Source organism: Micromonospora solifontis (assembly GCF_003725545.1).
Classification (GTDB): Bacteria; Actinomycetota; Actinomycetes; order Mycobacteriales; family Micromonosporaceae; genus Micromonospora; species Micromonospora solifontis.
Genome location: NZ_RJLN01000004.1, coordinates 122,300 through 140,134, shown reverse-complemented (window position 1 = coordinate 140,134; position 17,835 = coordinate 122,300). Strand labels below are relative to the sequence as shown.

18 protein-coding genes and 1 tRNA gene are annotated in these 17,835 nt (G+C 74.2%); 6 read left to right on the top strand and 13 right to left on the bottom strand.

Annotated features, from left to right (window positions below; translation table 11 throughout):
* The first annotated feature begins 187 nt into the window (after positions 1–187).
* Together EFE23_RS02870 and EFE23_RS02865 are read left to right on the top strand one after the other, a co-directional pair.
* Positions 188–1,117: a ribonuclease Z gene (locus tag EFE23_RS02870; RefSeq protein WP_123239302.1), complete on the top strand. Its 930-nt coding sequence runs from the start codon at positions 188–190 to the stop codon at positions 1,115–1,117.
* Positions 1,114–1,623 carry a GNAT family N-acetyltransferase gene (locus EFE23_RS02865; protein WP_123239301.1) on the top strand — a complete coding sequence of 170 codons (510 nt, stop codon included), beginning with the start codon at positions 1,114–1,116 and terminating at the stop codon, positions 1,621–1,623. Before EFE23_RS02870 ends, EFE23_RS02865 begins: the two co-directional genes overlap by 4 nt.
* A 53-nt stretch (positions 1,624–1,676) precedes the next feature.
* Here EFE23_RS02865 and EFE23_RS02860 read toward each other — a convergent pair whose 3' ends face one another.
* Positions 1,677–3,047, bottom strand: a complete 1,371-nt coding sequence (locus EFE23_RS02860) for a cystathionine beta-synthase (RefSeq protein ID WP_123239300.1) — start codon at positions 3,045–3,047, stop codon at positions 1,677–1,679.
* A gap of 74 nt (positions 3,048–3,121) precedes the next feature.
* Positions 3,122–3,478 carry a YkvA family protein gene (locus tag EFE23_RS02855; RefSeq protein WP_123239299.1) on the bottom strand — a complete coding sequence of 119 codons (357 nt, stop codon included), beginning with the start codon at positions 3,476–3,478 and terminating at the stop codon, positions 3,122–3,124.
* A 147-nt stretch (positions 3,479–3,625) separates the two neighbouring features.
* Between EFE23_RS02855 and EFE23_RS02850 the strand changes: the two genes are divergently transcribed.
* From EFE23_RS02850 to EFE23_RS02840, 3 genes are all read left to right on the top strand, one after another.
* Positions 3,626–4,672: an SGNH/GDSL hydrolase family protein gene (locus EFE23_RS02850; RefSeq protein WP_123239298.1), complete on the top strand. Its 1,047-nt coding sequence runs from the start codon at positions 3,626–3,628 to the stop codon at positions 4,670–4,672.
* Between the two features lie 129 nt (positions 4,673–4,801).
* A complete protein-coding gene (locus EFE23_RS02845; RefSeq protein WP_123239297.1) occupies positions 4,802–5,599 on the top strand; it encodes an SGNH/GDSL hydrolase family protein in 798 nt (265 codons plus the stop codon).
* Between the two features lie 77 nt (positions 5,600–5,676).
* Complete coding sequence (locus EFE23_RS02840) at positions 5,677–6,939, top strand: acetyl-CoA C-acetyltransferase (protein WP_123239296.1); 1,263 nt, start codon at positions 5,677–5,679, stop codon at positions 6,937–6,939.
* Positions 6,940–7,024: 85 nt separating this feature from the next.
* Here the strand turns inward: EFE23_RS02840 and EFE23_RS02835 are convergent, their stop codons facing one another.
* The 4 genes from EFE23_RS02835 to EFE23_RS02820 all read right to left on the bottom strand — a co-directional run bounded on the left by EFE23_RS02835 (position 7,025) and on the right by EFE23_RS02820 (position 9,285).
* On the bottom strand, positions 7,025–7,345 hold the full coding sequence (locus EFE23_RS02835; RefSeq protein ID WP_123239295.1) for a hypothetical protein: 321 nt from the start codon (positions 7,343–7,345) through the stop codon (positions 7,025–7,027).
* Between the two features lie 29 nt (positions 7,346–7,374).
* Entirely contained in the window at positions 7,375–8,133 is a 759-nt protein-coding gene (locus EFE23_RS02830; protein WP_123239294.1) for a Bax inhibitor-1/YccA family protein, read from the bottom strand.
* Positions 8,134–8,257: 124 nt separating this feature from the next.
* A complete protein-coding gene (locus EFE23_RS02825; protein WP_123239293.1) occupies positions 8,258–9,094 on the bottom strand; it encodes a Bax inhibitor-1/YccA family protein in 837 nt (278 codons plus the stop codon).
* Between the two features lie 110 nt (positions 9,095–9,204).
* Positions 9,205–9,285 (bottom strand) — tRNA-Leu (locus tag EFE23_RS02820).
* Positions 9,286–9,388: 103 nt separating this feature from the next.
* On the opposite strand from EFE23_RS02820, the gene EFE23_RS02815 reads away from it, so the two are divergent.
* On the top strand, positions 9,389–11,221 hold the full coding sequence (locus EFE23_RS02815; protein WP_233600835.1) for a hypothetical protein: 1,833 nt from the start codon (positions 9,389–9,391) through the stop codon (positions 11,219–11,221).
* Positions 11,222–11,313: 92 nt separating this feature from the next.
* On the opposite strand, the gene EFE23_RS02810 is transcribed toward EFE23_RS02815, so the two are convergent.
* The 7 genes from EFE23_RS02810 to EFE23_RS02780 form a co-directional block, all read right to left on the bottom strand.
* On the bottom strand, positions 11,314–12,642 hold the full coding sequence (locus EFE23_RS02810) for an NAD(P)/FAD-dependent oxidoreductase (protein ID WP_123239291.1): 1,329 nt from the start codon (positions 12,640–12,642) through the stop codon (positions 11,314–11,316).
* A 102-nt stretch (positions 12,643–12,744) separates the two neighbouring features.
* Positions 12,745–13,305 (bottom strand): VIT1/CCC1 transporter family protein, encoded by a 561-nt coding sequence (locus EFE23_RS02805; RefSeq protein WP_199736896.1) that lies wholly within the window; start codon positions 13,303–13,305, stop codon positions 12,745–12,747.
* 67 nt (positions 13,306–13,372) lie between these two features.
* The gene (locus EFE23_RS02800; protein WP_123239290.1) at positions 13,373–14,737 is read right to left on the bottom strand and encodes a DUF58 domain-containing protein; all 1,365 of its coding nucleotides are present in this window, start codon (positions 14,735–14,737) and stop codon (positions 13,373–13,375) included.
* Complete coding sequence (locus EFE23_RS02795; RefSeq protein ID WP_123239309.1) at positions 14,737–15,723, bottom strand: AAA family ATPase; 987 nt, start codon at positions 15,721–15,723, stop codon at positions 14,737–14,739. Before EFE23_RS02795 ends, EFE23_RS02800 begins: the two co-directional genes overlap by 1 nt.
* Before the next feature lie 20 nt (positions 15,724–15,743).
* Entirely contained in the window at positions 15,744–16,325 is a 582-nt protein-coding gene (locus tag EFE23_RS02790) for a hypothetical protein (RefSeq protein WP_123239289.1), read from the bottom strand.
* A 28-nt stretch (positions 16,326–16,353) separates the two neighbouring features.
* Complete coding sequence (locus tag EFE23_RS02785) at positions 16,354–17,094, bottom strand: DUF4129 domain-containing protein (protein WP_123239288.1); 741 nt, start codon at positions 17,092–17,094, stop codon at positions 16,354–16,356.
* Between the two features lie 20 nt (positions 17,095–17,114).
* Complete coding sequence (locus tag EFE23_RS02780) at positions 17,115–17,828, bottom strand: uracil-DNA glycosylase (protein ID WP_123239287.1); 714 nt, start codon at positions 17,826–17,828, stop codon at positions 17,115–17,117.
* Positions 17,829–17,835: the final 7 nt, after the last annotated feature.

Genomic DNA, 17,835 nt, shown 5'->3' with positions numbered 1-17,835 from the left:
CGCTGTCCTCGACAGTGAAAACATCGCCCGTCGCGAGGCGGGCAGTAAGGAACCATCGTCGAGACCGTGTGGCAGCGGTGCGGCGAAACCACGACAGCCACCCGACCCCCGGGGTGCCGGCCCAGTCCAGCCGGCCCGCGCGCGAGCGCGGAAGCCCCGGGGGTCGCTTTTTGTCCGGGGAGATCACGTGTCGATGCGCGAGCTGGCGGTGCTGGGTACGGCCAGCCAGGCCCCGACCCGACAGCGCAACCACAACGGCTACCTGCTGCGCTGGGACGACGAGGTGCTGCTCTTCGACCCGGGCGAGGGCAGCCAGCGCCAGATGCTGCACACCGGGATCTCCGCCACGGACATCACCCGGATCTGCGTCACCCACTTCCACGGCGACCACTGCCTGGGCCTGCCCGGGATGATCCAGCGGCTCTCCCTGGACCGGGTGCCGCACCCGGTGTCCGTGCACTTCCCCGCCGGCGGCGCGGACTACTTCGCCCGGCTGCGCCACGCGTCGAGCTTCTACGAGACCGCCGAGCTGGCCATCGAGCCGATCGGGGCCGACGGACAGCGGATCGGAACCCGGATCGGCACCCTGGAGGCCCGGCGGCTGTGGCACCCGATCGAGACGTACGGCTACCGCCTGATCGAGCCGGATGGCTACCGGATGCTGCCGGAGCGGCTGGCCGCGTACGGGATCACCGGCCCGGCCGTCGGCCGGCTGCAGCGCGACGGCCACCTGGACCTGGACGGGCGCCGCGTCACCCGGGACGAGGTGAGCGTGACCCGACCGGGGCAGCGGTTCGCGTTCGTGATGGACACCGGGCTCTGCGACGGGGTGTGGGCCCTGGCCGAGCACGCCGATCTGCTGGTCATCGAGTCGACCTTCCTGGAGTCGGAGGCCGCGCTCGCCACCGAGGTCGGCCACCTCACCGCGGCCCAGGCCGCGCGGGTGGCGGCCGGATCCGGGGTACGCACGCTGGTGCTCACCCACTTCTCCCAGCGGTACGCCGACCCGCGCCGGTTCGCCGACGAGGCCCGCGAGCACTTCGACGGGGAGCTGGTGATCGCCGAGGACCTGATGACCGTGCCGGTGCCGCCCCGGCGGGTAGCCTCGGCCGGGTGACAGTCTCCCTACGCCCCGCCACCGAGGCCGACCTGATGGCGGTGGGTGCGCTGCACCAGCGGTCCCGGGTAGCGGCGTACTCGTCGTTCCTGCCGGCGGAGGCGCTGGCCGAGCCGACGCCGGAGGCGATGGGCCGGTACTGGGTGGAACGGCTGGCCTGGGAGGGGACCGACCACCGGATGACGGTCGCGGTACGCGACGGCCGGCTGGTCGGCTTCAGCTACCTCGGGCCGGACGACGCGGGCGACCCGGACACCGGCCTGCTCAACGCCATCCATCTCGAGGCGGACGAGCAGGGCCGGGGCACCGGCCGGGCGCTGATGACCGACGCCCTGGCGGCGATGCGGGCGCGGGGCTGGTCCCGGGCCGTGCTCTGGGTGCTCCGGGACAACGCGCACGCCCGGCGCTTCTACGAGCGCGGCGGCTGGACGGCCACCGGCGAGGAACGCGACGACCGGATCGGCGCCGCGCTGGTCCCCCAGCTCCGCTACGCCCGGAAGTTGTAAGGAAGGGCCCCTTCCTCCGCAGGAGGCGTCAAGAAGGGGCCCCTCCTTACACGTCAGCGGGCGCCGAGGTGGGCGAGCAGGTCCTGCCGGGTGAGCACGCCCTTGGGCTTGCCGTCCACCAGCACCAGGGCGGCGTCGGCCTTCTCCAGCAGCGCGACCGCCTCGCTCACCGGCTGCCCGCCACCGATCATCGGCAGCGGCTCGGCCATGTGCCGCTCGATCGTATCGTGCAGGTGCGCCTGCCCGGTGAAGAGCGCGTCGAGCAGGTCCTTCTCGGCGATCGAGCCGGCCACCTCACCGGTCACCACGGGCGGCTCGGCCTTGAGCACGGGCAGCTGGGAGACGCCGTACTCGCGCATGTAGTCGATGGCGTCGCGGACCGTCTCGGTCGGGTGCACGTGCACCAGCTCGGGCAGGCCGCCCGGCTTGCCGGCGAGCGCGTCGGCCACGGTCGCCTCGGTGCCGGACTCGTCGAGGAAGCCGTACCGGGCCATCCACTTGTCGTTGAAGATCTTGGACAGGTAGCCCTTGCCGCTGTCCGGCAGCAGCACGACGATCACGTCGTCTGGGCCGGCCTTGCGGGCCACCTCCAGGGCGGCCACCACGGCCATGCCGCAGGAGCCGCCGACCAGCAGCCCCTCCTCGCGGGCCAGCCGCCGGGTCATCTCGAAGGACTGCTTGTCCGACACCTCGACGATGTCGTCGGCGATCGTCCGGTCGTAGGTCGCCGGCCAGAAGTCCTCACCGACCCCCTCGACCAGGTACGGCCGGCCGGTGCCGCCGGAGTAGACCGAGCCCTCCGGGTCCGCGCCGACGACCTTGACCCGCCCTTCGGAGGCTTCCTTCAGGTACCGGCCGATGCCGGTGATGGTGCCGCCGGTGCCGACGCCCGCGACGAAGTGGGTGATCCGTCCCTCGGTCTGCTGCCAGATCTCCGGGCCGGTGGTCTCGTAGTGCGAGCGCGGGTTGGCCGGGTTGCTGTACTGGTCGGGCTTCCAGGCGCCGGGGATCTCCCGGGCCAGCCGGTCGGAGACGTTGTAGTAGGAGCGCGGGTCCTCCGGCGCGACGGCGGTCGGGCAGACCACCACCTCGGCGCCGTACGCGCGCAGCACGTCCTGCTTGTCCTGGCTGACCTTGTCGGGGCAGACGAAGACGCACCGGTAGCCCTTGAGCTGGGCCACCAGGGCCAGGCCGACGCCGGTGTTGCCGCTGGTCGGCTCGACGATCGTGCCGCCCGGCTTGAGGATCCCCGCCTGCTCGGCGTCCTCCACCATGCGCAGCGCGATGCGGTCCTTCACCGAACCGCCCGGGTTGACGTACTCCACCTTGGCCAGCACGGTCGCCTGGATGCCCTCGGTGACGTTGCGCAGGCGTACCAGCGGGGTGTTGCCGATCAGCTCGACGACGTTGTCGTAGTACTGCACCTCGTTGTGCCCTTCGTTGCGCCGCCGCCGACGGCGGCCGGGAAGACTCTGTCCGTCGCCCAGGGTACGGGGCGTCAGGGCACCACATGTCCAGGGATGACCGAGCTGCGACGCGCCTCCCACTCCAGGAACCGCTCGGTCTCGGCCAGCACGCTGCCGGCCAGCCAGGTCACCATCACCGCGTCGTCGGCCAGGCCGAAGATCGCCAGGGGGATCTCCGGCAGCAGATCGATCGGCGAGACGATGTACGCCGTCGCGGCGGTCATCAGGGCCAGCCGCAGGCCGCCGTCGTACTCCCCCTTGGCGGTCGCCCGGATCATCCTCGGCAGCGCCGCCAGCCGGGCGCCCACCGACGGCCCGCCGCGGGCCCCCGTCGCCAACGCCCGGGCCAGCGCGGCGAAGGCCGCGCTCCGCTTCAACGTCTTCCCCATCAGTCCGCCCCTTTCCGCTCGACCAGCGTGCGGTGCCGGCGCAAGTCCCGCCCCGCCTGCCCGAACAGGTACCCGGAACGGTCGCCGCCCAGCCTCCTGATCAAGGGGGGAGAGCGGGTGTCGTGGTGCCGCGATACTGTCGACCTCATGGGGGACGCTGGTTCCGTCGTACCGGCCGGCCGGCAGCGCGCCCGGCGGATCGCCCGCCTGGCGGCGATCGGCACGGGCGCCACCGTGGCCGCCACCGTCGCGACGGGCGGGGTGCTGCTCGGTCAGGCCCGGCAGGCCCGGCGCACCATCCCGATGGCCGAGGCGCCCCCGCCGCGCTGTGACGGCGTGTACGGCGCCAAGCTGCCGGGCGCGCCCGTCACCATGGTCATCCTCGGCGATTCCTCGGCCGCCGGATACGGCGTGCACCGCCGTCGCGAGACCCCGGGCGCACTGCTGGCCACCGGGCTGTCCCGCCGGCTGCACCGGCCGGTCCGGCTGCACCGGTTCGCCGTGGTCGGCGCCCTGTCGGCCGGGCTCAGACCGCAGGTCGAGGCGGCCCTGGAGGTCGCGCCGGACATCGCGGTCGTCCTGGTCGGCGGCAACGACGTCACCAACCGCATCCCGCCGTCGGTGGCCGTGCGTTACCTGGTCGACGCGGTCCGTACGCTGCGCGCGGCGGGTTGCGAGGTGATCGTCGGCACCTGCCCCGACCTGGGCGCGATCCAGCCGATCCAGCCGCCGCTGCGCTGGCTGGCCCGCCGCTGGAGCCGGCAGCTCGCCGCCGCCCAGACGGTGGCCGTGGTCGAGGCGGGCGGCTGGACGGTCTCCCTCGGCGACCTGCTCGGTCCCCGGTTCGCCGCCGAGCCGTCCCGGATGTTCGCCTGGGACCGGTTCCACCCGTCGGCCGAGGGGTACGCGGTCGCCGCGGCGGCGCTGCTGCCCACCGTGCTCTCCGCGCTGGGCGCCGGTCCGGACCGCAGGGTGCCGCTCGGCGCCGGGGACGGCGTCCGGTCGCTCCCGGAGGCGGCCCAGGAGGCGGCCCGGCACGCCGGCACCGAGGTCAGCGGCGCCGAGGTCCGCGGCCGCGACCGGGGGCCCGCGGGCCGGTGGGCGCAGCTTCGGCGGCGGGCCTTCTTCGGGGTCGGCGCGGTGCCCCAGGCCGGGTCCTCGACCGAGTCAGCGACCCTGGAGGGACTGGCATGAGCGGCCTCGGCGGGGCATCATCAGCAGGCACAACGCGGGCCACGCTCATGTTCGGGGTCGTTCGGGGAAAGGCAACCGCCGGCGCCCGAGCGGGCCGGTCCGCACCGTCGGAGCCGGGGAGGTGTCGTCATGACGCAGCGTAACGAGCTTGTCACCCGACTGGGTCGGGCCGCGGCCCTTTCCCTGGTCGCCGGCACGGTGGGCGGGGCAGCGGTCCTCGCCGGTCAGGCCATCGCCGCCCGCAGCCGCCAGTACGCCCAGCCCGAGCTGGGCCTCGCGCTGCGGGCCACGATCGGCCGCACGGGCGCCCCTCCGCTGCGCCTGGTGCTGCTCGGCGACTCCTCGGCCCTCGGCGTCGGGGTGGCCCGCTTCGAGGACACGATCGGCGGCCAGCTGGCCCACCTGCTCGCCGAGGGACCGCCCGGCCGTCGGGTGCAGCTGTCCAGCGTGGGGGTCTCCGGTTCCCGCTCCACCGACCTGGCCACCCAGGTGGCCCGGGCGCTGCTCGGCGAGCGGCCCGACGTGGCGGTGGTCCTGATCGGGGCGAACGACGCCACCGCGCTGGCCCGACCGGCCGATGCGGCGGCGTACCTCGGCTCGGCGGTGCGCCGGCTGCGCGAGGCGCACGTCGAGGTGGTCGTGGCGACCTGCCCGGATCTCGGCGCGGTCCGCGCCGTCGCCGCCCCGCTGCGGCAGGTGCTCGCCTGGTCCGGCCGCCGGATCGCCCGCGCCCAGACCGCGGCGGTGCTGGACGCCGGCGGCACCGTGGTGGACCTGGGCACCGAGACCGGCCCGGTGTTCCGGGCCGACGCGGGCACCCTCTGCCACGACGGCTACCACCCCTCCGCCGACGGCTACCGGGTCTGGGCGCACGCGCTGCTGCCGGCGGTCGAGGCGGCGGCCACGGTCGCCTCCCGGCACCACTGAGCCGGCTCGGGCGGGGTGACATTTCCCGCCCACCGGCGCGCTTCCGCACCAAGTTACCCGCGGGTTAACGTTGGTTCATGCCGATTGAGTCGCCCCGCGACGCCGTCATCGTCGCCACCGCCCGATCCCCCATCGGCCGCGCGGTCAAGGGATCCCTGCGGGACGTCCGCCCGGACGACCTCGCCGCCACCATCGTCCAGGCCGCCCTCGACAAGGTCCCCGCGCTGGACCCCACCACGATCGACGACCTCTATCTGGGCTGCGGCCTGCCCGGCGGCGAGCAGGGCTTCAACATGGCCCGGGTGGTCGCCACCCTGCTGGGCCTGGACGGCCTGCCCGGCGCCACGCTGACCCGATACTGCGCCTCGTCGCTGCAGACCACCCGGATGGCGATGCACGCCATCCGGGCCGGCGAGGGCGACGTCTTCATCTCCGCCGGCGTCGAGACCGTCTCCCGGTACGCCCGGGGCAACTCGGACGCCCTGCCCCCGGAGGCGCAGGCGCTGGTCGGCGGCGGCTGGGAGAACCCGCGCTTCGCCGAGGCGCGCGAGCGCTCCGCGGCCCGCGCCCGGGGCGGCGCCGAGGTGTGGACCGACCCGCGCGAGGCCGGCGAACTCCCCGACATCTACCTGACCATGGGGCAGACCGCGGAGAACCTCGCCCAGGTCTACGACATCACCCGCGAGGACATGGACGCCTTCGGCGTGCGTAGCCAGAACCTGGCCGAGAAGGCGATCGCGGACGGCTTCTGGGCCCGCGAGATCACCCCGGTCACCACCCCGGACGGCACCGTGGTCAGCACCGACGACGGCCCGCGCCCGGGGGTGACCCTGGAGGGGGTCGCCGGCCTGAAGCCGGTGTTCCGCCCGGACGGCCGGATCACCGCCGGCAACTGCTGCCCGCTCAACGACGGCGCGGCCGCCGTGGTGATCATGAGCGCTCAGCGGGCCCAGGAACTCGGCCTCACCCCGCTGGCCCGGATCGTCTCCACCGGCGTCACCGCCCTGTCGCCGGAGATCATGGGCCTGGGCCCGGTCGAGGCGTCCCGGCAGGCGCTGAAGCGGGCCGGCATGACCATCGACGACGTCGACCTGGTGGAGATCAATGAGGCGTTCGCCGCTCAGGTGATCCCCTCGTACCGGCAGCTGGGCATCCCGGAGGAGAAGCTGAACGTGATGGGCGGCGCGATCGCCGTCGGCCACCCGTTCGGCATGACCGGCGCCCGGATCACCGGCACCCTGCTCAACGCCCTGGAGTGGCACGACAAGACCATCGGTCTGGAGACCATGTGCGTCGGCGGCGGCCAGGGCATGGCCATGGTGCTGGAGCGGCTGAGCTGAGGCGACCGGTTCAAACATCGGCGATGTGGCGGTGTCCGGGCTCATCGGACACCGCCACATCGCCGATCCGGCTGGGGCGACAGGCTCAGAGCGTGGCGCGGGTCGCCGCGACCTGGGCAGCGGCCTCGGCCAGCACCGTTTCGGGCGCGCCGGCCGCCACCAGGTCCCCGGCGACCACCCGGAGCTGGTCGGGCAGGACCAGGTCGCTGCCCAGCCGGGGGACGTCCCGGCGCGGCTCGCCCGCCGCGTCGGCGGCCAGGTTGGCGATCTCCTGCACCAGCTTGTGCACCAGATCGGCCCGGGACACGTTGCCGCCCTCGGCCTGCGCCGACCAGCGCGGCTGCGTCCAGTGCCCGACCTGACGGACCAGCAGTTCCACCGCCCGGTCCAGTTCCGCTGCGCTCATCGCGGCCGAGTCTACGGCGGCTCCCACGGTCAGCGGCGGACGTAGCTGAGCAGACGCAGGATCTGCCAGTACAGGAAGATCAACCCGACCAGCAGCCCGAACGCGCAGTACCAGGCGTAGCGGCGGGGCAGGCCGGCGCGGGCCGAGCGCTCGACCAGGTCGAAATCGAGGATGAAGCTGAGCGCCCCGGCGATGATCGCCACCACCGAGAAGACGTACGGCAGCCAGCCGACCTGGGCGGTCAGGCTGTAGACCTCCAGCCCCTGCCGCCCGGTGAGCAGGTAGGTGACCAGGTTGACCAGGCCGATCGCCACGATCCCGATCAGCATGCCGAGCACGAGCCGGGCCAGCCGTGGCGTGGCCCGGACGATCCGGGCCCGGTAGAGCACGGCCATGCCGAAGAAGACGCCGAAGGTGCCGATCACGGCCTGCGCCACGATCCCCGGGTAGACCAGCTCGAAGGCCCGGCTCGCCACGCCGAGCAGGAGCCCCTGGAGCACCGCGTACCCGGCGATCACCGCCGGGTTGGTGACCTGCTTCAGCGAGATGAACAGCACCAGCGCCAGGGTGGCCAGGGCGCTGCCGGCCAGCGCCGCCGAGATCCACCAGGCCTGCGGGACGACCACCCAGGCGATCGCGGCCGTGACGCCGGTGAGCAGCAGCAACCCGACCGTCCGGCTGACCACGTCGGCCACGGTCATGGACTCGACGGCGCCGACCCCCAGCACCTGGCGTTCGGTCCGGCCGACGTCCTCCAGCCGGTCCAGCACCGGATTGGCACTCCGCACCGCGACCTCCTCGGCGACGTACCCCGGTCTTCACTCTGCCCCGGGCGGCCGGGCGGCGGCGGGAAAACGACGACGCCCGCCGCCGCGGTCGCGGCAGGCGGGCGTCGCCTTCGGGTACGGGCGGTCAGTCGTCGCCCTGGAGGTAGCTGAGCAGGCGCAGCACCTCCAGGTAGAGCCAGACCAGGCCGACCACGATGCCGAACGCGGCGGTCCAGGAGTAGCGCTGCGGGAGCCCCATCCGGACGCCGTTCTCGATGTTGGCGAAGTCGAGCACGAAGCTCAACGAGGCGACCACGATGCAGACCAGGCTGAAGCCGATCGCCAGCGGGCTGCCGTCGCGCAGGTGGGTGTTGACGCCGAAGAGCGCGAGCACCAGGTTGATCAGCATGACCGCGAAGAGGCCACCCATGATGGCGATCATGATCCGGGCGAACTTCGGGGTGGCCCGGATGACGCGCGACTTGTAGAGCATCGCCATCAGGAAGAAGACGCCGAAGGTCGCCACCACGGCCTGGAGCACGATGCCGTCGTAGAGGGTGTTGAAGGTCTTGCTCACCGCGCCGAGGAAGACGCCCTCGACGATCGAGTACGCGATCACCAGCGCCGGGTTGGCCATCCGGGAGAACGAGATGATCAGGCCGAGCACCAGGCCGACGACCGCGCCCCCGATCCAGGCCAGGCCGAGCAGCTCGTCGGGCAGGACGGCCCAGGTGGCAGCGGCCGTGGCGCCGAGGACGCCCAGCAGGGTGACCGTCTTGACGACCACGTCGTCCAGGGTCATCGGGGTGACGGTCGGCGGGGCCGCCGGGTAGCCGGGGCCGGCCGGGTACTGCTGCGGGTACGGCTGGTACTGCTGGGGATATCCGGGCTGACCGTACGGCCCGGGCTGGGCGTACCCGGCCGCCCGCTCGCGGTCGGCCGCCTGGCCGAGCCGGGCGAGCACCGGGTTCGAGGTCTTCACTTCTCAGGCCTCCCTCAGGGGGTCGATGCACGTGAACGTGCGACCTCCAGGGTAAACGGGACCCGCACCCCCGCGCCGGGCGCCAAGCTGTGGGAAAGCTGAGAGTCTCGTGCCCGGGGCGGGGGTCGAACCCGCACGCCTTGCGGCAGCCGCTTTTAAGGCGGCCGTGTCTGCCGTTCCACCACCCGGGCGGGTGACACCGGCGCGTCGACACGCGGCGGTGCAGGTCTCACCGTAACCGTTGCGCCGCGACCCGGCGTACCCCGTGGCGGCCGCGCCGATATGGTCGAGGCCGTGACCAGCGCCGCCCCCACGGCCCCCGGGCCGGAGTCCGAAGAGGCCGTCCGCCTCGCCCCGGCGGCGACCCGCCCGACCGGGGCGGCCCGGCTGCTGGCCACCGTCGTAAGGCACCGCGCCGACCTGCTCGTCGTGCTGCTCTTCGCGCTGCTGGCCGGGTGGCTCACCCACGGGCTCTGGCCGGCCCCGGGGCAGCGGGTGCTCGCGCTGAACCCGGCGGACCAGACCCTCTACGAGTGGTTCCTGGCCGTCGACTCGCGGGCCCTGCTGGGCGACTTCAGCCTGCTCACCGACCGGCTGAACGCGCCGGACGGGGTCAACCTGATGGCCAACACCACGGTGATCGCGCTCGGCGTGCTGTTCGCCCCGATCACGTGGGCGTTCGGGGCGCCGGTCAGCTTCGCGCTGCTCGTCGCGGGAAACCTGGCCGGCACGGCGGTCGCCTGGTACCTGCTGTTCACCCGGACGATGCGCGCCCGCCGGGTCGCCGCCGCGCTGGGTGCCGCGCTCTGCGGTTTCGGCCCCGGCATGGTCTCGCAGAGCAACGCCCACCTGCACATGACGGCCCAGTGGCTGGTGCCGGTGATCGTCTGGTTGGTGGTCCGACTGCTCCGGGCCGCCGATCCGGCCGGCCGACCGGACGGGCCGGACCGGCCGCGGATGGTCAGCTCGGCCGCCGGCCTGGCGGCCGTGGTCACCGTCCAGGTCTTCATCGGCGAGGAGGTGCTCTTCCTCGCCGCGCTCACCCTCCTGGTGATGGCGGTCGCGTACGGGCTGGCGGACCGGGAACTGCTGCGCCGGGCGCTGCCGGGCTTCGCCGGTGGCCTGCTGGTGGCCGCCGGCCTGGCGGTGCTCGTGCTGGGGTACCCGCTGTGGCACCAGTTCGCCGGGCCGCAGGGCATCGCCGACGGGATGTTCAGCCCGTACTACTTCTCCGCCGACCTGACCAGCTGGTCCACCCTCTCCCCGCTCTCCGTGCTGGGCAGCGACGCCTCGGCCCGGCTGACCACCGGGCCGGCCGAGTACAACACCTTCTTCGGCTGGCCGCTGCTGCTGGTCACCGTCGGCTGCGCGGTCTGGCTGGGCCGCCGCCCGCTGGTGGCCGCCTGCCTCGCCGGCGGGCTGGTGGCGGCCGTCCTGTCGCTCGGCCCCGAGGTGGTGGTCGGCGGTGAGCGGACCGGCCTGCCCGCCCCGTACGCGCTGCTGGCCGGGCTGCCGGTGGTGGACGGCGCGCTGCCGATGCGGTTCGCCCTGGCGGTGCTGCCGCTGGCCGGCACGGTGCTGACCCTGGCCCTGGACCGGGCCCGCACCGGACGCGGCCGGGCCCGGCGGCTGGTGCCCCTGGCCGTCGGCGCGGCCCTGCTCAGCGTCCTCCCGGCGCCACTGCCCACGGCCGACCGGCCGGCGCTGCCCGAGTTCATCTCCGCCGGTCACTGGCGGCAGTGCGTACGCCCCGGCGGGGTGCTGGTCCCGGTGCCTCCGGCCACCCCGCAGGACCCGTGGCCGATGCGCTGGGGCACCGCCGCCGACGCGGCCTTCGGCATGCCCGAGGGGTTCTTCATCGGCCCGTACGGCAAGGACGGCTCGGCGGTGATGGGCACCTACAAGCGCCCCACCTCGGCCCTGCTGGCCGACGTCGCGAAGCGCGGGGTGCCGGCGGCGATCGGGGACGAGCAGCGGCGGCAGGCCGCGCGGGACATCGAGTTCTGGGGTGCCTCCTGCGTGGCCCTCACCGACGACGCCCCGCACGCGGAGACCCTGCGGCGGACCCTGGAGCAGCTCTTCGGCCCCGGCACCCGCGTCGCCGACGCCTGGACCTGGCGGTTCTGACCCCAGAGTGGGTTGATCCGCGCGGTGCGACGGCGTGTCGATCAAGAGAAAAGGTCCCCTCCCGGCACGGGAGGGGACCTTTCCGGACGGGCTCAGCGGGGCGCGCCCACCGGGGCCGACGCCTCGACGAACTCCTCGCGCGGGTCGTGCAGCTGGCCCAGCGCGACCACCTCCCGCTTGAGGAAGAACGCCAGCGTCCAGTCGACCACGACCCGGACCTTGCGGTTGAAGGACGGGATCCGCGACATGTGGTACGTGCGGTGCATGAACCAGGCCGGCCAGCCGGTCATCTTGACGCCGTAGACCTGCGCCACGCCCTTGTACAGGCCGAGGCTGGCCACGCTGCCCGCGTGCTTGTGCTTGTAGTTGACCGGCTCGCGTCCGCGGATCACGTTCGCGATGTTGTCGGCCATCCGGGCGGCCTGCCGGACCGCGTGCTGCGCGCTCGGCGAGCAGAAGTTGCCCGGCTCCTTGGTCAGGTCCGGCACGGCGGCGCAGTCCCCGGCGCTCCAGGCACCCTCGACCACCCGGTCGCCGTCCACGACCTGGAGGGTGGGCAGGCAGGTGACCCGGCGCCGCTCGTCGCGCGGGAAGTCGGTCGCGTCGAGCATCGGCGACGGCTTCACACCGGCCGTCCAGACGATGGTGTCGGTCGGGAAGCTGTCCCCGTCGGAGAGCTTCACCACGCCGTCGACGCAGGACTCCAGCCGGGTGTCCAGGCGGATGTCCATGTTCCGCTTGAGCAGCTGCTGCACCGTGTAGGCGCCCATGTCCCGGTCGACCTCGGGCAGCACCCGCTGGGTGGCCTCGACCAGCACCCAGCGCATCTCCTCCGGCTTCAGCTCCGGGTAGTAGCGCAGGGCGTCGCGGGCCATGTCCTCCATCTCGGCGAGCGCCTCGATGCCGGCGTAGCCGCCGCCGACGAAGACGAAGGTCAGCGCGCGCCGGCGGACCTCCGGGTCGGTCGTGGCGGCCGCCACGTCGAGCCGGTCCAGCACGTGGTTGCGCAGGAAGATGGCCTCGCCGATGGTCTTGAACCCGATGCCGTGCTCGTGCAGGCCGGGGATCGGCAGGGTGCGGGAGACCGAGCCGGGGGCGACCACCACGTGGTCGTACCGGATCTCCCGGGTCGGGCCGCTGATCGGCTGCACGACCGCGGTCCGGCGATCGTGGTCGATCCGGGTGACCGTGCCTGCCACCACCGTGCACTTCCGCAACTCCCGCCGCAGCGGCACCACCGCGTGCCGGGGCGAGATGTTGCCCGCCGAGGCCTCGGGGAGGAACGGCTGGTAGGTCATGTGCGGCTGCGGGTCGACGACGATGACCTCGGCCTCACGGGAGCTCAGCTTCTTGGACAGGCGCAGAGCGGCGTACAGGCCCACGTGCCCGGCACCCACGACAAGGATCCGCTTCGGATTCACGTCATCTATCTTTCCCCGGGCGGCTCCGGTAATCCCGTGCGAGACCCCCTTCTGTGACGGAGCACAACCCTTGTGACCTGCGCAACGTCCCGGGTCATCCCGCTATCTGCGACGCAGGAGCCAGCCGAGAAGGGCGCTCAGCCCCACCGCGACCAGCAGCCCGGCGACGGTCGCCGCCTGCGACCCCCGGTCCCCGCCGGCCCCGCCGAGCCAGCCCAGCACGATGCCGAGCACGGCGCTCGCCAGCACCACCCCGCCGGCCCGGCTCAGCCATCGGACCGCCAGGTCCGGATCGACCACCGCGTCGTAGGGCAGCAGCGCGGCGAGCGCGCAGAGGGTGTGCGCCAGGTAGAGCAGCGAAGCCACCGCGACCAGCCGCCACAGCGCCGGCGGGCGGTCGAAACCCACCGTGGCGAGCAGCCAGCCCCCCACCGTGACCAGCGCCGCGAAGGTGGGCCAGACCCGGCGCGGCCCGACCGCCGGCAGCACCGCCACCACCGTCAGCGCGAGCAGCGACCGCGGGACGAACGCCTCCACCGGGTACGCGACCAGGAAGCCGACCAGCACGGTGACGAAGATCCCGACGCGGACCAGCAGCGGCACCGGGCTGATCCGGTTCACCAGGAACCGCGCCGCCCGCAGCCGCTCGTTCAGCCCTTCCATCAGCTCGTTCACCGGAGCCAACCCTCGTTCGCGACCGCCGGACCCCGTTCCGCTGCGCTCCGCCCGCTCACCGGCCACCCACCCGGGGGGCGGTGGCCAGGCGGGCCACGTCCCGCAGCACCTGGTCGAGGCTGCCGGCGCCGGCCCAGCGCACCACCGGCACCCCGTGCTCCCGGAGCTGGCCGATCATCGTGTCCCGGTCCAGCCGCCACAGCCGGTACGCCACCTCGGCCCAACCCCGGTCCCGGGGCGGGGGCAGGTCGGCCGGCAGGGTGTCCACCGCGACCACGAACCGCCCGCCCCGGGCCATCCGGGCGAGCATCTGGGCCGAGCGCTCGTCGAGCAGCGGGGTGAGCACCACCACCAGCGCGTCCGAGGAGAGCAGTTGCGGCCCGAAGACCTGGTCGTACGGCTCGTGCGGGGAGGACTCGGCCTTGACGTCGAGCAGCCACTCCAGCACGGTCAGGTACTGCCGGCGTCCGGTGGCGGGCCGGAGCCGGCGGGCGCCCGGACCGTACTCCAGCAGCGCCACCCGGTCGCCCCGGTGCAGGTAGTGCTCGGCGATGGCGGCGGCCGCCCGGACCGTGGTGTCCAGCACCGACGCCGGGCCGGCTACGCCGCCGGAGCGGCCCGCCTCGGCCAGCACGTCGAGCAGGACCACCACCTCGGCGTCCCGGTCGGAGAGGGTGGCCGCCACGTGCAACTGCCGGGCCCGCAGCGAGACCCGCCAGTCGATCCGGCGCAGCCGGTCCCCCGGGGCGAAGACGCGTACCCCGGCCAGCTCGCCGCCCTCCCCCGGCCGCCGGGACCGGTGCGCCCCGACCAGGCCGGCCGCCCGTGGCATCGCCTCGACCGCCTCGAACGGCTCGGTCATCGGATAGACCCGCATCCGGACCGGCTCGGTGATCACCGACCGGGAGACCAGCAGCCCGTCGGCGGCGGCGACCCGGGTGCCGGCCGGGCCGATCGGGTGCCGGCCCCAGCGCAGGGCCGTCCCGGTCAGCGCCAGGTCCACGGCGGTGCCCTGCGGCACCGAGGTGACGAACGGGCGGTCCGCGCCGCCGGAGCGGCTCACGTCCACCCCGGTGCCGCCGAAGCCCACCTGCTCCACCCGCAACCAGCGCGACATCCGGGTCCGCACCACCGCCACGTCGTACGACACCGTGTCCGGGTTGGCGACCGTGACCGTGGCGGCCATCGGCGTCCCCTCGACCAGGTGCGCGTCCCCCGTGCCGATCTCCAGTCCGGGCAGCGCGGTGGGCCGCCGGCGCAGCCCGTACGCGGTGCCGAGCGCGAACGGCGTGGCCAGCACCACCAGGTCGATCCGGCCGAGCAGCACGGCCGCGACCAGCAGCAGCCCGGTGAGCAGCACGGCCCGGCCGAGCGCCCAGGTGGGCGCCCAGCCGCCGGCCGGCTCGTGACGGTCGGCCATCAGCGTCCGACGGGCCCGGCCGCGTAGCTGGGCAGGGCGCCGCTGGCCGGGGCGGGCGTCGACTCCAGCACCTCGCCGACGACGAACGACGGGTCGACCCGGCGCAACCACATCTCCGGGCGCAACGTGATCCGGTGGGCCAGCGCGGGCACCGCCACGGCCTTGACGTCCTCGGGCACCACGTAGTCCCGGTTGGCGAGCACCGCGCGTACCCGGGAGAGCAGCAGCAGCGCCAGCGAGCCGCGCGGGGAGGCGCCGACCAGCGCGGACGGGTGCTCCCGGGTGGCCGCGGTCAGCGCCACGATGTACCGGCCGATGGAGTCCTCGACCACGACGTCCTCCAGCGCGGCCTGCATGGCGCGCAGCGTGCCGGCGTCCACCACCGGCTTGATCTCGGCCTCCTCGCGGCGGCGGGCGATCCGCCGTTGCAGCACCTCCCACTCCTCGTCGTGGTCCGGGTAGCCGAACGAGACCCGGAGCAGGAACCGGTCGAGCTGCGCCTCCGGCAGCGGGTACGTCCCCTCGTACTCGATCGGGTTGGCGGTGGCGAGCACGTGGAACGGCTCGTCCAACCGGTAGGTGACGCCCTCGACCGAGACCTGCTTCTCCTGCATCGCCTCCAGCAGCGCCGACTGGGTCTTCGGCGGAGTGCGGTTGATCTCGTCGGCGAGCAGCAGGTTGGTGAAGACCGGGCCGGCGCGGAACGAGAAGTCGCCGCTGCGCTGGTCGTAGAGGAAGGAGCCGGTGACGTCGGCCGGGAGCAGGTCCGGGGTGAACTGGAGGCGGCGGAAGTCCAGCCCGAGGGCCTGCGCGAACGACCGGGCGGTCAACGTCTTGCCCAGGCCGGGCAGGTCCTCCAGCAGCACGTGGCCGCCGGCCAGGATGCCGGCGAGGACCAGCTCCAGCGACTCCCGCTTGCCGACCACGACCGTGCCGACCGCGTCCAGCACCGCCCGGGCCAGCCGGCCGACCTCGGCGGGGGGCATGCTCGGGACCACGTCGTTCTTCACAGCTTCTCCAGTTCGGCGACGATCGCCGCGAGGTCGCGCGGCGACGGGGGGCGGCGGGAGGGGGTGCCGAGGAAGGTCCACAGCGGCTCTCCCAGCAGGGTACGGGCCCGGGCCGGGTCGGACTCGCGGGTGATGCCGTGCTTCTGGCGCAGCCGCTCGTCGGCCAGCTCGCCGAGGCGCGGCAGGACCCGCTCGGTGAACCGCTCCCGGTTGCCGGCGCACCAGTCCAGCGGGCGTTCCCAGCCGTTGATCGCGGCACGCAGCGCGTCCCGGGTGGCCCAGTTCCAGGTGCCGGGCTCCTCCCCCGCGGGAGCGCGGGCGCCGGTCCGCGGCGGCGGCGGGGGCGAGAGGGCGCCGGTGACCCGGCGGACGGCGAGCACGGCGAGCACGGCCGCCACGATGATCCAGAGCGAGAGCTGAAGGCCGACCGCGCGGAGCACGACGACCACCACCACCACGATCGCGGCGGTGACGGCGAGCAGGCGCAGCACCGGCCGCAGCCGTGCGGGCCGCGCCTCGCCGGGCTCCTCGGCCGGTTCCTCGGCGAACGACAGCAGGTCGTCGATGCTGGTGCTCACGCCGGTACCACCGCGCCGGGTCGCCCGCTCATGCCGTCGCCTCCGCGCCGGCGGCCAGGCTGGTCAGCTCGCCGCGCAGCCGGCGCAGCGCGGCCCGGGCCTGGTCGCGCATCCGCTCGTCGACCGTGTGGGTGGCGTACCGGGCCTCGCGGTAGACGTGCGCGAAGCCGTCCAGCACGTCGGCGCTGGCGATCGCCGGCACGCCGGCCGCCGGGTCACCGCGCAGCAGCCGGCTGACCAGGTCGGTGGGGGTGTCCCCGGCGAGCCGGGGCACCCCGGCCTCCTCGGCGGCCTCCTCCAGCCGGACCCAGCAGGCGATCACCGCGGTCCGCGGGTCGGTGGCCCGGTCGTCCAGCTCCACCAGGCCGGCGTCCAGCGCGGCCACCACCTCACGGGCGGTGCCCTCGGCGCTGCGCCGGGTCCGCTGCGCCGGCACCGCCCGGGTGGTCCGCCGCAGCGCCCCGCCGAGCAGCGTCCACACCACGTACCCGACGGCGGCCAGCACGGCCAGGGTGAGCACGGCGAGGGCGGTCCAGAGGATCCACCGGGGAATCTCGGCGGAGGTGGGCGGGCCGGCGTCCCGCGGTTCGACCGGGATCGACGGCACCGGTTCGGCGGTGGGGTACTCCGGCACGTACGGGATGGTGTCCACAGCGGGCGGGATGCGACTGGCGCCGATCGACGAGTGCCCGGCGGCGATCGCCGCGACGGCGAGCAGCAGGGTCACCGCCGCGACCGGCCACCACCTGCGCAGCACGCCGAGGTCCATCCCACCGCCCCACGCATTCGTCAGTCCACCCCGGCCAACCGCTTCGCCCGGGTGAACACCTCGTCCAACATCGCCGGGGTCAACCGCCCGGTGAAGGTGTTCTGCTGGCTGACGTGGTAGCAGCCGAGCACCTCCGGTGCGGACCCGCCGGACCAGTGTGCCCCATGGCCGAACACCGGACGCGGCGTGGGCGGGGGCTGCCCGTACACGGCGCGCAGGATCGGCCACCAGGCGGACCAGGCGAACGCGCCCAACGCGACCACCACCCGCAGGGTGGGCCGGATCAGCGCGACCTCGCGGTGCACCCAGGGCGCGCAGGTGTCCCGCTCCGCCGGGGTGGGCTTGTTGTCCGGCGGCGCGCAGCGTACGGCGGCGAATATCCGGGTGTCCCGCAGCGCGAGGCCGTCGTCGGCGGCCACACTGGTCGGCTGGTTGGCCAGGCCGGCGCGGTGCAGCGCGGCGAAGAGCACGTCGCCGGAGCGGTCGCCGGTGAAGATCCGGCCGGTCCGGTTGCCACCGTGCGCGGCCGGCGCCAGGCCGAGGATGCCGATCCGGGCGTCGGGCGGGCCGAAGCCGGGCACCGGCCGGCCCCAGTACTCCTGGTCGCGGAAGGCGGCCCGCCTGGTCCGGGCCACCTCCTCCCGCCAGGCGACCAGGCGCGGGCAGGCGAAGCAGTTGCTCACCGCGCCGTCGAGGTCGGCCAGGTCGGTCGCCCGCGCGGCGCGGGCGACCACCTCGGCG

Bases quoted from the DNA above. Each gene is read 5' to 3' on its own strand.
- EFE23_RS02855 (WP_123239299.1), bottom strand. From the start codon at position 3,478: ATGGGGAAGACGTTGAAGCGGAGCGCGGCCTTCGCCGCGCTGGCCCGG.
- EFE23_RS02805 (WP_199736896.1), bottom strand. From the start codon at position 13,305: ATGGAAGGGCTGAACGAGCGGCTGCGGGCGGCGCGGTTCCTGGTGAAC.
- EFE23_RS02835 (WP_123239295.1), bottom strand. From the start codon at position 7,345: ATGAGCGCAGCGGAACTGGACCGGGCGGTGGAACTGCTGGTCCGTCAG.
- EFE23_RS02800 (WP_123239290.1), bottom strand. From the start codon at position 14,737: ATGGCCGACCGTCACGAGCCGGCCGGCGGCTGGGCGCCCACCTGGGCG.
- EFE23_RS02850 (WP_123239298.1), top strand. From the start codon at position 3,626: ATGGGGGACGCTGGTTCCGTCGTACCGGCCGGCCGGCAGCGCGCCCGG.
- EFE23_RS02840 (WP_123239296.1), top strand. From the start codon at position 5,677: ATGCCGATTGAGTCGCCCCGCGACGCCGTCATCGTCGCCACCGCCCGA.
- EFE23_RS02845 (WP_123239297.1), top strand. From the start codon at position 4,802: ATGACGCAGCGTAACGAGCTTGTCACCCGACTGGGTCGGGCCGCGGCC.
- EFE23_RS02795 (WP_123239309.1), bottom strand. From the start codon at position 15,723: ATGCCCCCCGCCGAGGTCGGCCGGCTGGCCCGGGCGGTGCTGGACGCG.
- EFE23_RS02785 (WP_123239288.1), bottom strand. From the start codon at position 17,094: ATGGACCTCGGCGTGCTGCGCAGGTGGTGGCCGGTCGCGGCGGTGACC.